Origin of the sequence: Streptomyces sp. NPDC126499 (assembly GCF_040302485.1) — a bacterium.
Taxonomy (GTDB): domain Bacteria; phylum Actinomycetota; class Actinomycetes; order Streptomycetales; family Streptomycetaceae; genus Streptomyces.
The window spans coordinates 392888-405405 of the sequence record NZ_JBEOUO010000004.1; the positions used below are offsets into that span (position 1 = coordinate 392888).

Annotated in this window: 8 protein-coding genes; 5 read left to right on the top strand and 3 right to left on the bottom strand. The window is 72.9% G+C overall.

Annotation, left to right across the window (positions count from 1 at the left end; all coding sequences use genetic code 11):
• Window positions 1-398: 398 nt before the first annotated feature.
• The 5 genes from ABTZ91_RS08435 (at window position 399) to serA (ending at window position 8761) form a co-directional block, all read left to right on the top strand.
• Window positions 399-3155, top strand: coding sequence for an EAL domain-containing protein (locus ABTZ91_RS08435; protein WP_352076403.1), 2757 nt, complete (start codon window positions 399-401; stop codon window positions 3153-3155).
• A gap of 239 nt (window positions 3156-3394) precedes the next feature.
• Window positions 3395-5248 carry an acetolactate synthase large subunit gene (locus ABTZ91_RS08440; RefSeq protein ID WP_352076347.1) on the top strand — a complete coding sequence of 618 codons (1854 nt, stop codon included), beginning with the start codon at window positions 3395-3397 and terminating at the stop codon, window positions 5246-5248.
• Window positions 5249-5277: 29 nt separating this feature from the next.
• Complete coding sequence (ilvN, locus tag ABTZ91_RS08445) at window positions 5278-5805, top strand: acetolactate synthase small subunit (protein ID WP_128978596.1); 528 nt, start codon at window positions 5278-5280, stop codon at window positions 5803-5805.
• Window positions 5806-5933: 128 nt separating this feature from the next.
• Window positions 5934-6935 (top strand): ketol-acid reductoisomerase, encoded by a 1002-nt coding sequence (gene ilvC / locus ABTZ91_RS08450; protein WP_352076349.1) that lies wholly within the window; start codon window positions 5934-5936, stop codon window positions 6933-6935.
• A gap of 236 nt (window positions 6936-7171) precedes the next feature.
• Window positions 7172-8761, top strand: a complete 1590-nt coding sequence (gene serA, locus ABTZ91_RS08455; RefSeq protein WP_352076350.1) for a phosphoglycerate dehydrogenase — start codon at window positions 7172-7174, stop codon at window positions 8759-8761.
• A 132-nt stretch (window positions 8762-8893) separates the two neighbouring features.
• Here the strand turns inward: serA and ABTZ91_RS08460 are convergent, their stop codons facing one another.
• The 3 genes from ABTZ91_RS08460 to ABTZ91_RS08470 are packed head-to-tail and all read right to left on the bottom strand — an operon-like array spanning window position 8894 to window position 12446.
• Window positions 8894-10063, bottom strand: a complete 1170-nt coding sequence (locus ABTZ91_RS08460) for a DUF1266 domain-containing protein (RefSeq protein ID WP_352076351.1) — start codon at window positions 10061-10063, stop codon at window positions 8894-8896.
• Window positions 10054-11208 (bottom strand): DUF1266 domain-containing protein, encoded by a 1155-nt coding sequence (locus ABTZ91_RS08465; protein ID WP_352076352.1) that lies wholly within the window; start codon window positions 11206-11208, stop codon window positions 10054-10056. Before ABTZ91_RS08465 ends, ABTZ91_RS08460 begins: the two co-directional genes overlap by 10 nt.
• 35 nt (window positions 11209-11243) lie before the next feature.
• Window positions 11244-12446, bottom strand: a complete 1203-nt coding sequence (locus ABTZ91_RS08470; RefSeq protein ID WP_352076353.1) for a helix-turn-helix domain-containing protein — start codon at window positions 12444-12446, stop codon at window positions 11244-11246.
• Between the last annotated feature and the right edge of the window lie 72 nt (window positions 12447-12518).

Genomic DNA, 12518 nt, shown 5'->3' on the forward strand with positions numbered 1-12518 from the left:
TCGCCCCAGCCGGTCCAGGTGGCCCCGTCGCCTCCGCCGGTGCGGGTGCCCCCGTCGCCTCCGCCGGTCCCGAGGGCCTCGCCGTTGCCGGTCCCCGCGCCGGTGCCTCCGCGCACCGCCCGGACGGCTCCGGCCACGGCCACGGCGTGCCGGACGCGCCGGGCGACGGCCGATGCGCCCAGGGGGACCGCTCCGGCGGCCGCGGGGGCCACGCCGCGGCCCGCCCGGACGACGGCCTCGGGGCGCACGCGGCGCACGAACACCCCCGCGAGGCCCCGGAGGACGCGGTGAGCACCGGGGCGCTCCTCGGACGCCCGCCCGTCGCCGACGAGGCCGGGCCGCGCCCCGGCCCCCCGGGCGCGCCCGGCCCCGAGCCCCAGGGGCCCGGTGCCGGCGGGGTGCTCGCCCAGATCGGCCTCGGCCTCGTCTGCGGCGGGTACGCCACCGGCGCCGCCCTCGGCTGGGGCTCCGAGCGGATCGCCCGCGTCATGGGCGACTTCGGCCTGAGCGCCGCCGCGCTCGCCGCCGCCGTCTCCTGCTTCCTCTACGCCCGTGGCCGCCACCGCAGCTTCCGCCCCGCCTGGTTCCTGTTCGCCTTCTCCTCCTTCATGGCCGCCGCGGGCAACGCCGTCTGGGGCTGGTACGAGGTCGTGCTCGGCCAGGAGGTGCCCAGCCCCTCCGTCGCCGACCTCTGCTTCCTGCTCTTCGCCCCGCCCGCCATCGTCGGCCTGCTCGTCCTCGCCAAGAAGCCCGTGACCCGGGCCGGCTGGGTCTGCCTCGCCCTCGACGCCTGGCTGATCGGCGGCTCCCTGCTCACCCTGTCGTGGAGCCTGGCCCTCGCGCACACCGCCTACGTGCCGGGCGAGAGCGTCGCCAGAGCCGCGCTCTCCCTCGCCTACCCCCTGCTCGACATCGTCCTCGTCAGCATGGTGCTCGCGCTGCACTTCCGCCGCTCCCACGTCAACCGCTCGGCGGTCAACACGGCCATCGCCGCCCTCGCGCTCACCGTCCTGTGCGACGCCCTGTTCACCTCGCCGCTGCTGCGCCAGCACTACAGCTCGGGACAGCTCCTCGACGCGGGCTGGTTCGCCGGCTCCCTGCTGCTCGCCTACGCCCCCTGGGGCGCGCGCCGCTCCGCCGAGGCACCGCCCGTCGCCCGGGCCGCCCGGCAGCCGCACAGCCGCCCCCTCGCCGGGTCGCTCGCCGCCCTCACCCCGTACCTCGCGGCGGCGGTCTGCACGCTCGGCATCCTGTACAACGTCGTCGAGGGACGCAGAGTGGACCGCGTCGTCGTCCTCACCGGCTGTACGGTCGTGCTCGCCCTGGTCGTCCGGCAGGGCATCATGCTGCTGGACAACATCGCCCTCACCCACGAACTGGCCCAGAAGGAGAACCACTTCCGGTCCCTCGTGCAGGGCTCCAGCGACGTCATCATGATCGCCGCGCCCTCCGGGATACTCCGCTACGTCAGCCCCGCCGCCGCCGGCGTGTACGGCCGCGAGGCGGAGGAGCTGATCGGCTCCGAACTGGCCTCCCTGATCCACCCCGAGGACCTGGGCGCCGTCGTCCACGAGGTGCGCCGCTTCCTGGCCGCCTCGCCCGCCGAGGAGCCCACCACCCGGATCGAGTGCCGCTTCCGCTCCGGCCGCGGCGACTGGCTCAACGTGGAGTCCACCGTCAACCGCCACCAGGGCGGCCTGATCTTCAACAGCCGCGACGTGACCGAACGCGTCCGCCTCCAGGCCCAGTTGCGGCACAACGCCGAGCACGACCCGCTCACCGACCTGCCCAACCGGGCCCTGTTCACCGAACGGGTCCGCACCGCGCTCAGCGGCCGCCGCTCCTCGGACCCCGGCACCGCCGTGCTCTTCATCGACCTGGACGGCTTCAAGGCCGTCAACGACCGGCTCGGCCACCAGGCCGGCGACGAGCTGCTGATCCAGGCCGCGCGGCGGCTCCAGGACTCCGTACGGGCCGGGGACACCGCCGCCCGGCTCGGCGGCGACGAGTTCGCCGCCCTCATCCTCGGGGACGGCGGCCGGGACCAGGCCGACCGCGAGTGCCGCGTCCACGAGATCGCCGACCGGCTGCGGGTCCGGCTCTCCCAGCCGTACCGCCTGGAGAGCGGCAGCGAGGTGCGGGTCGCCGCCTCCATCGGCGTCGCCTTCGCCGAGCCCGGCCTCAGCGCCGGAGAGCTGCTGCGCAACGCCGACCTCGCCATGTACCGGGCCAAGGCCGGCGGCAAGGACCGCGTCGAGCTCTACGCCCCGCAGATGCAGGCCGAGGTGGTCCGCCGCACCGAGCTGGCCGCCCGGCTGCGCACCGCCCTGCACGACGGCGAGTTCGCCCTGCTGCACCAGCCGGTCGTCGACCTCACCACCGGTCGGATCGCCGCCGTGGCCGCGCAGGCCCGCTGGCGCTCCGCCCAGGGCATCCTCTTCACCCCGGCCGAGTTCCTGCGCGCCGCCGACGACAGCGAGCGCACCGCCGAGCTCGGCCGCTGGCTCCTCGAAGAGGCCGTCGAGCAGGCCGCCGAGCGGGCCGGTCTCGGCCATCGCACCCCGGTCGCCATCCGGCTCTCCGCCCGCCGTCTGCTCGACCGCTCGATGCCGCTCGGCTCCGTCGAGTCGCTGCTGACCCGGCACGGCCTGCCCTCCGGCTCCCTGATCATCGAGCTCGCCGACACCGACCCCCGCGACCCCCGGGTCACCTTCGACGACCTGGAACAGCGCCTGGCCGCCCTGCGACGGCTCGGCGTCCGGATCGCCCTGGACGGATTCGGCAGCGGACATGCGGCGATCAACGCCCTTCGGCGCCTCCCGGTCGACATACTGAAGCTGGACCGAGGGCTGGTCGAGGGCATCGTGGAGTCGGCCCGGCTGCGCAAGATCACCAACGGTCTGCTGAGGATCGCCGGTGACCTCGGGATGCAGTCCGTCGCCGACGGCGTGGACATGCCCGAGCAGGTGCTCGCCCTGCGCTCCATGGGCTGCACCCACGGCCAGGGCATGGCCTTCTCCGGGCCGCTCGACGAGTACCGGCTGCGCCGCGCCCTGGTGCGGGACGAGTACCCGCTGCCCGCTCCGGTCCCGGTCAGTGTCGGAAACCGTCCCCCGATCCGCTCAAATAGTGAGACGCCCGTCCCACCCACTTGACAGTGACCGCGCGTCGGGGGGAGGGTCAGTGCCATGCGCACCCGAATTCTCGTACTTGGAAAGCGCGTCGGCTGAGGCAGGCCCACGAAGGCCCGCCTGACAACGCACCCGACGCGCTCCCCTCGCTTGCCTCCCGGCACGAGGGGTTTTTTGTTGCACCGACTCCCCGCGAAGTCGCCACAAACCTCGCGAAACGCCTCGCACAACCCTCGCAAAGAACCCTCTGCTTCGAGAAGAGAATGCTGATGACCGAGCAGGCCACCGGGCACCATCCGCAGCCGCGGACCCGTAGCGGCGCACAGCCCGCCACCACCGTCGAGCACGTCACGGGTGCGCAGTCCCTCATCCGTTCTCTCGAGGAAGTGGGGGCCGACACCGTCTTCGGCATTCCGGGCGGCGCGATCCTTCCCGCCTACGACCCGATGATGGACTCGAAGCGAGTGCGGCACATCCTGGTCCGCCACGAGCAGGGCGCGGGCCACGCCGCCACCGGCTACGCGCAGGCCACCGGCAAGGTCGGCGTCTGCATGGCCACCTCTGGCCCCGGCGCCACCAACCTGGTCACGCCGATCGCCGACGCCCACATGGACTCCGTCCCGCTGGTCGCGATCACCGGCCAGGTCGCCTCCAAGGCGATCGGCACGGACGCCTTCCAGGAGGCGGACATCTGCGGCATCACCATGCCGATCACCAAGCACAACTTCCTGGTCACCAAGGCCGAGGACATCCCGCGGACGATCGCCGAGGCCTTCCACATCGCCTCCACCGGCCGCCCCGGCCCGGTCCTGGTCGACATCGCCAAGGACGCCCTCCAGGCGAAGACCACCTTCAGCTGGCCGCCGCAGACCGACCTGCCCGGCTACCGCCCGGTCACCAAGCCGCACGCCAAGCAGATCCGCGAGGCGGCCAAGCTGATCACCGCCGCCAAGCGGCCCGTGCTGTACGTCGGCGGCGGCGTCCTCAAGGCCGGCGCCACCGCCGAGCTGAAGGTCCTCGCGGAGCTCACCGGCGCCCCGGTCACCACCACCCTGATGGCCCTGGGCGCGTTCCCCGACAGCCACCCGCTGCACGTGGGAATGCCGGGCATGCACGGTGCGGTCACCGCCGTCACCGCGCTGCAGAAGGCCGACCTGATCGTCGCCCTCGGAGCCCGCTTCGACGACCGCGTCACCGGCAAGCTGGACAGCTTCGCCCCGTACGCCAAGATCGTCCACGCCGACATCGACCCGGCGGAGATCGGCAAGAACCGCGCCGCCGACGTCCCGATCGTCGGTGACGCCCGCGAGGTCATCGCCGACCTGGTCCAGGCCGTCCAGGCCGAGCACACCGAGGGCAACAAGGGCGACTACACCGCCTGGTGGAGCGACCTCAACCGCTGGCGCGAGACCTACCCGCTCGGCTACGACCTGCCGGAGGACGGCAGCCTCTCGCCGCAGCAGGTCATCCAGCGGATCGGCAAGCTCGCGCCCGAGGGCACGATCTTCGCCGCCGGCGTCGGCCAGCACCAGATGTGGGCCGCCCACTTCATCGACTACGAGCAGCCCGCCACCTGGCTCAACTCCGGCGGCGCCGGAACCATGGGCTACGCGGTCCCGGCCGCCATGGGCGCCAAGGCCGGCATGCCCGACCGCACGGTCTGGGCGATCGACGGCGACGGCTGCTTCCAGATGACCAACCAGGAACTGGTCACCTGCGCGCTGAACAACATCCCGATCAAGGTCGCCATCATCAACAACGGCGCCCTCGGCATGGTCCGCCAGTGGCAGACCCTGTTCTACAACCAGCGCTACTCCAACACCGTGCTGCACTCCGGCCCGGACGACGTCAACCCGGACGCGCGGGGCACCCGCATCCCGGACTTCGTCAAGCTCTCCGAGGCCATGGGCTGTGTCGCCCTGCGCTGCGAGGACCCGGCCGACCTCGACAAGGTCATCGAGGAGGCCAACGCCATCAACGACCGCCCGGTCGTGATCGACTTCATCGTCCACGAGGACGCCCAGGTCTGGCCGATGGTCGCCGCCGGCACCTCCAACGACGAGGTCATGGCCGCGCGGGGCGTCCGCCCCGACTTCGGCGACGGCGAAGACGACTGAAGCGAAGAGCGAAGGAAGAGACCCACACCATGTCCACCAAGCACACGCTCTCCGTCCTGGTCGAGAACACGCCCGGCATCCTCGCCCGGATCGCCGCCCTGTTCTCCCGCCGCGGCTTCAACATCGACTCGCTCGCCGTCGGTGTCACCGAGCACCCCGACATCTCCCGCATCACCATCGTGGTCAGTGTCGAGGACCTGCCCCTGGAGCAGGTGACCAAGCAGCTCAACAAGCTGGTCAACGTCCTGAAGATCGTCGAACTCGAGCCCAGCGCCGCGATCCAGCGCGAGCTCGTCCTGGTGAAGGTCCGCGCCGACAACGAGACCCGCTCCCAGATCGTCGAGATCGTCCAGCTGTTCCGCGCCAAGACCGTGGACGTCTCGCCGGAGGCGGTCACCATCGAGGCCACCGGTTCGAGTGACAAGCTCGAGGCGATGCTCAAGATGCTGGAGCAGTTCGGCATCAAGGAGCTCGTCCAGTCCGGCACCATCGCCATAGGGCGTGGTGCCCGGTCCATCACGGACCGGTCCCTGCGGGCCCTGGACCGCAGCGCCTGACAGACCCGGTGGTCGAGGAGGCCCGGCCGCCGGTCCATCCGGCGGTCCGCCTGGCGAGACCCGAAAACGTACCCGACGCACCCCGCCGTACGGTGGGACGCAACACCAGCACCTCAAGGAGATTCCCAGTGGCCGAGCTGTTCTACGACGACGACGCCGACCTGTCCATCATCCAGGGCCGCAAGGTCGCGGTGATCGGTTACGGCAGCCAGGGCCACGCCCACGCGCTGTCGCTCCGTGACTCCGGTGTCGACGTCCGCGTCGGTCTGCACGAGGGCTCCACGTCCAAGGCCAAGGCCGAGGAGCAGGGCCTGCGCGTGGTCACGCCCGCCGAGGCCGCCGCCGAGGCCGACGTCATCATGATCCTGATCCCGGACCCGATCCAGGCCAAGGTCTACGAGGAGTCCATCGCCCCGAACCTGAAGGACGGCGACGCGCTGTTCTTCGCCCACGGCTTCAACGTCCGCTTCGGCTTCATCAAGCCCCCGGCCGGCGTGGACGTCGCCCTGGTCGCCCCGAAGGGCCCGGGCCACCTGGTCCGCCGCCAGTACGAGGAGGGCCGCGGCGTCCCCGCGATCGCCGCGGTCGAGCAGGACGCCACCGGCAACGCCTTCGCGCTGGCCCTGTCGTACGCCAAGGCCATCGGCGGCACCCGTGCCGGCGTCATCAAGACCACCTTCACCGAGGAGACCGAGACCGACCTGTTCGGTGAGCAGGCCGTCCTGTGCGGTGGCGCCTCGGCGCTGGTGAAGGCGGGCTTCGAGACCCTGGTCGAGGCCGGCTACCAGCCGGAGATCGCCTACTTCGAGTGCCTCCACGAGCTGAAGCTCATCGTCGACCTCATGTACGAGGGCGGCCTGGAGAAGATGCGCTGGTCCGTCTCCGAGACGGCCGAGTGGGGCGACTACATCACCGGCCCGCGCATCATCACCGACGCCACCAAGGCCGAGATGAAGAAGGTCCTCACCGACATCCAGGACGGCACCTTCGCCAAGAACTGGATGGACGAGTACCACGGCGGTCTGAAGAAGTACAACGAGTACAAGACCCAGGACGAGAAGCACCTCCTGGAGACCACCGGCAAGGAGCTGCGCAAGCTCATGAGCTGGGTGAACGACGAGGAGGCGTAAGCCTCCCGGCACAGGGCCGGACACGCTGTCCGGCCCTGTGCCACATCCTTGGACACCCCGTCCAACCACGGACGGGTGATCCTTCCAAGGAGGCGCAGGAAGTGCGCCGACGCAGCACTACACTGCTCAACAACATCGCGTCTGGCCCACAGCGTCGTGCGCTTTCACGCGGCAAGCCCCCTCCACCGCCTGCGGCCGTCGGGACGGCCGTCCGCACTGCCATTGTGAGGACCCACGTGAGCTCGAAACCCGTCGTACTCATCGCTGAAGAGCTGTCGCCCGCCACCGTCGACGCCCTGGGACCGGACTTCGAGATCCGGCACTGCAACGGCGCCGACCGCGCCGAGCTGCTCCCCGCGATCGCCGATGTCGACGCCATCCTGATCCGCTCCGCCACGAAGGTCGACGCGGAGGCCATCGCCGCCGCCAAGAAGCTGCGGGTCGTCGCCCGCGCCGGTGTCGGCCTGGACAACGTGGACGTCTCCGCCGCCACCAAGGCCGGCGTGATGGTCGTGAACGCCCCGACCTCCAACATCGTCACCGCCGCCGAGCTCGCGTGCGGTCTGCTCGTCGCCACCGCGCGCAACATCCCGCAGGCCAACACGGCGCTGAAGAACGGCGAGTGGAAGCGCTCGAAGTACACGGGCGTCGAGCTCAGCGAGAAGACCCTCGGCGTCGTCGGCCTCGGCCGCATCGGTGTCCTGGTCGCCCAGCGGATGTCCGCCTTCGGCATGAAGATCGTCGCGTACGACCCCTACGTGCAGCCGGCCCGTGCCGCCCAGATGGGGGTGAAGCTGCTGGCCCTGGACGAGCTCCTGGAGGTCGCCGACTTCATCACCGTCCACCTGCCCAAGACCCCGGAGACCCTCGGTCTCATCGGCGACGAGGCGCTGCGCAAGGTCAAGCCGTCCGTCCGGATCGTCAACGCCGCGCGCGGCGGGATCGTGGACGAGGCCGCGCTGTACGCGGCCATCAAGGAGGGCCGGGTCGCCGGCGCGGGCCTCGACGTGTACGCGAAGGAGCCCTGCACGGACTCCCCGCTCTTCGAGCTCGACCAGGTCGTCTGCACGCCGCACCTCGGCGCCTCCACGGACGAGGCCCAGGAGAAGGCCGGCATCGCGGTCGCCCGCTCGGTGCGCCTGGCGCTCGCCGGCGAGCTGGTCCCGGACGCGGTCAACGTCCAGGGCGGGGTCATCGCCGAGGACGTGAAGCCGGGTCTGCCGCTGGCCGAGAAGCTCGGCCGGATCTTCACCGCCCTCGCGGGCGAGGTCGCGGCGCGGCTCGACGTCGAGGTGTACGGCGAGATCACCCAGCACGACGTGAAGGTGCTCGAACTCTCCGCCCTGAAGGGCGTGTTCGAGGACGTGGTGGACGAGACCGTGTCGTACGTGAACGCGCCGCTGTTCGCGCAGGAGCGCGGTGTCGAGGTCCGGCTGACCACCAGCTCCGAGTCGCCCGACCACCGCAACATGGTGACCGTGCGCGGCACCCTCGCCAGCGGCCAGGAGGTCTCGGTCTCCGGCACGCTGGCGGGCCCGAAGCACCTGCAGAAGATCGTCGCGGTCGGCGAATACGACGTGGACCTGGCGCTCGCCGACCACATGGTGGTGCTGCGCTACGAGGACCGTCCGGGTGTCGTCGGCACGGTCGGCCGGATCCTCGGCGAGGCCGGTCTGAACATCGCGGGCATGCAGGTCTCCCGTACGGAGGAGGGCGGCGAGGCCCTCGTCGTGCTCACCGTCGACGACACGGTCCCGGCCAACGTGCTGTCGGAGATCGCGGAGGAGATCGGCGCCACCTCGGCCCGTTCGGTCAACCTGATCTGACCCGCACCGGCGCGATCCCGTACCCGGTCCGCCGGACGCCCGTCCCGCACGGGCGTCCGGCGGCCGGGGCGAGCCGCCCGGTCGGGAAGCCGCAGACCGGGTCGGCCCCCGCGTCGCCGACGCGGGGGCGACTCAGCGCCAGGGGATGTTCCGCCACGGGCTGCCCGCGTGCTCCGTCAGGACACGGTGGGCGGCCACGTTCTGCTCGTGGAAGCGGCCGTACTCCTCCCCGTCGAAACGCAGGACCCGCCCCAGCGCGTACCCCGCCGAGTACTCCTCCCAGGAGTCGTACGCCGCCCTGGCCAGCGCGCCCGCGTGCACCACGGCCTGCTCGGCCTCCGCGGGGGCGCAGAAACGGGCCGACAGACCCCACCGGGCCAGGTTCACCGCCCGGCCGTAGTCGTACGCGACCGTCCGGCGCACCCGGCCGTCCGGCGGCAGCAGGGCGTCGGCCCGGAACCGGGCCTCGTACCGCAGCACCCGGCGCACCAGCTCCTCGATGTGCCGCACCGCCGTCGGCGGCGCGCCGAGGTCCTGTGCGTGCCCGGCGGCCGTCTCGCGCCACTCGTCGGGCGACGGCAGCGCACCGCGCCGGGCCCGCAGCTCCTCGCGGACCCGGAGCACGAAGTCCGGCTCGGGCGGGCTGTTGCGTCCGTCCAGCAGCGCGTCCAGCTCCTTCCGCCAGCCCGCCGGGTCGGTGACGCCCCAGGAGTCCCGCAGCGTCTCCCGCTCGTCGGTGTAGCCGAGGTAGGCGGTGCCGACCTCGTTCCACGGGACCCCGTTCACGAAGGCCAGATGGGCGCCGCAGGCGAGGCCGAAGGCGAGCGGGCCGTGCAGCGGCCCGTGCCGCAGCGCGAGGAAACGGTTGTCCGGGCCCTGCTCCTTCTCCGCGTACACCCGCAGCCACCACGCGCGGTGCTCCGGTGTCGCCGGCAGCAGCAGCTCGCCGGGCGTGCCGCCGTTGACCGCGAGCAGCACCCGCGGGTCGCGCCAGGGGAACTCGGCGGCCCACCGCAGGGTGACGCCGTGGAACACCCAGTCCGGATGCCACGGCGGCAGCATCCCCCGGGTGAGCAGCGGCCGGACCACCAGTCCGTTCCCCACCTGCTGCGGTCGCCAGTAGACCGTGTCGGGCTGGGCGTCGACCTCGGCCCTGGGCGCGCCGACGAAGAGCTGGGCCTCGGCGAGGGCGCGGAGCTGGGCCTCGGCGTCGCCGCGCATCGCCGCCTCGTGCAGCAGCTGTTCGGTCTCGGACGGCGGGACCCAGGCGGCGGGGTGGGGAGGGTGGGGAGTCATGACCATGGGAGGTTCCGGTAGGGGCTGGACGGGTCCTCGACGAGGGTGCGGTGGATCGCGAGGGATTCCTGGTACATCGGCTCGGGGTCGCCCTCGTCGAAGTGGATCAGCCGGGCGAGCAGATAGCCGAGGGAGAAGGCGGCCCAGGAGTCGTACGCCCGCCCGGCCGGTTCGAGGACGCGGAGCACGGACCGCTCCGCCTCCTGCGGATCGCAGTAACGGGCGCCGAGCGCGAGCCGTACGACGTTCACGGCGCGGCCGAGGTCGAAGGCGGCGAGGGTGTCGACCCGGCCGTCCGGCGCGAGCAGGCCGTCGGCGCGGAAGCGGTCCTCGTAGTGGGTGATCCGGCGCAGGAACTCCAGGGCCTCGTCCCGGTCGTCGCCGTAGGGGTCGTCCCGTTCCAGGACGGCGGTGACCTCCGCCGCCCATTCTCGCCGCGCCGGGGCCGCGCCCGCCCGCAGGGCGAGACGGCGCCGTATCGCGAGCACGGTCTCGGGCACGCGGCCGACGAGGCGGGCGGCGAGCAGGGTGTCCAGCTTGTCCCGGAAGCCCGCCCGGTGGTGGACGTGCCAGGGCCGGCGCAGCCGGGCCACGTCGGTCGGGTAGTCCTCGTACTGGGCGCCGAGCTGGTTCCAGACGAGTCCGTTGAGGACGGCGAGGTGCGCGCCGAGGGCGAGGGCGCGGGCGACCGGGCCGTGCAGGTGTCCGCCGGCGTGGGTGAGCAGCCGCATCCGCAGCCGGTCCTCGCCGCCGGACCGGGCGGCGGTCTCCTGCCAGGCGCGCCGGTCGGCGGGCCGGGCCGGCAGCGTGGCCGCGTACGGGGTGCCGGGGTTGACCGCGAGCAGCCACCGGTCGTGCGGCCAGGCGGCGGCGAGCCGTTCGAGGGTGGTCTGCCGGAACACCCAGTCCGGGTGCCAGGGCGGCAGCATGCCCTCCGTCCGCACCGGGACGACGGTGCGCCGGGAGCCCTCCTCGCGCTGGGAGGGGAGGGGGGCGACGAGGCCGGGCGCGTCGGCGTGCAGCCGTGCGACGAGCACGTAAAGGCGGGTCCGCCCCAGCGCGTCCAGTATGGCCGCCCGGTCCCCGCGCGCGCCGGCCTCGTACAGCACCCGCTCGACGTGCGTCGGCGGCCCCCAACTCCCCGTTGTCATGGGGCGATCCTACAAACCGCTCACGTGGCGGCCGTTCAGAGCGTCGCCGCCTTCAGGGCCATGTGCAGCAGCAGCCGGTCCTCGCCGGCGTCCAGGTCGAGACCGGTGAGCTGTTCGACGCGGGACAGGCGGTAGTAGAGGGTCTGGCGGTGGATGCCGAGGGCGGTCGCCGTGCGGCCCGCCTGGCCCGCGTGGTCGAGGAACGCCTCGGCGGTGCGGGCCAGTTCGGCGTGGGCCGGGGCGAGCAGGGCGCGGACCGCCGGGTCGGGCTCGGCGGCCGGGAGGGCGGTGAGCATGCGGTACGGGCCGAGGGTGGCCCACTCGGCGAGCGGGCCCAGGTGCGGCTGGGCGGTCGCGGCACGGGCGGCCGACGCGGCCTCGCGCCAGGACACGTCGAGCTCGGCGAGCCCCCGCCGGGCCGGGGCGATCCCGGCGACGGCCGCCGGACCGGCCGTCCCGCGCAGCCGTCCGGCCGCGGTGGTGGCGGGCGCCGGGTTGTCGGCCGACCGCAGCCGCACGAGCACGGCGAGCGCCCGGCTCGCACCCCCCACGCCCGCGCCCGGGCCGGCCGTCGCCGTCGCGCCCGCGCCCCGGGCCGGGCCGGCCGGGGGAGTCCAGGGCACCGTGCACAGGGCCGCCGCGCCCGGGACCGTACGGGAGGAGGGGGAGTCCTCGCCCGGCCAGGGGGCGAGGCAGACCAGGGCGTGCAGGCCGTCCGCGTCGGGGCCCAGGGCGGTGCGCAGGGCGGCGACGGCCATGTCGTACTGCCAGCCGCGCTCCGCCGTCAGCGCCGCCCGCAGTTCCCGGGAGAGGTCCGCCCCGGCGCGCTCCTCGTCGGCGAGCAGCTCGCCGATCCGCGCGGCGACCTCCATCGCGGCGGTCAGCCGCGCGTGCGAGGGGCCGGGCTCGGCGTCGAGCAGCCAGACGTATCCGAGGACCACGCCCCGGTGGCGTACCGGCAGGCAGATCCGGTCCCGGAAGACGCCCGCGTCGGGGGCGGCGGGGATACGGACCGGGCCGGTCGCCCGGGTGATGCCGAAGCCCTCGAACCAGGCCCGGACGGCCGGGGTGGACTTCCTGGTCAGGATCGACCGGGTCCGCACCGGGTCCATGGCGCTGTCGTCCTCGCTGTCGTGCGCGCCGAAGGCGATCAGCCCGAAGTCCCGGTTCTCCAGGGTCGCGGGGGCGCCGAGCAGCGCCGAGATCTCGTCCACCAGCTCCTGGTAATCGCCCTTCACGGCGCCCATTCTCCCACCGCCCGCCCCTTCTTCAGACAGATGTCTGAGAGCGGGGCCACGGATGCGTGACAG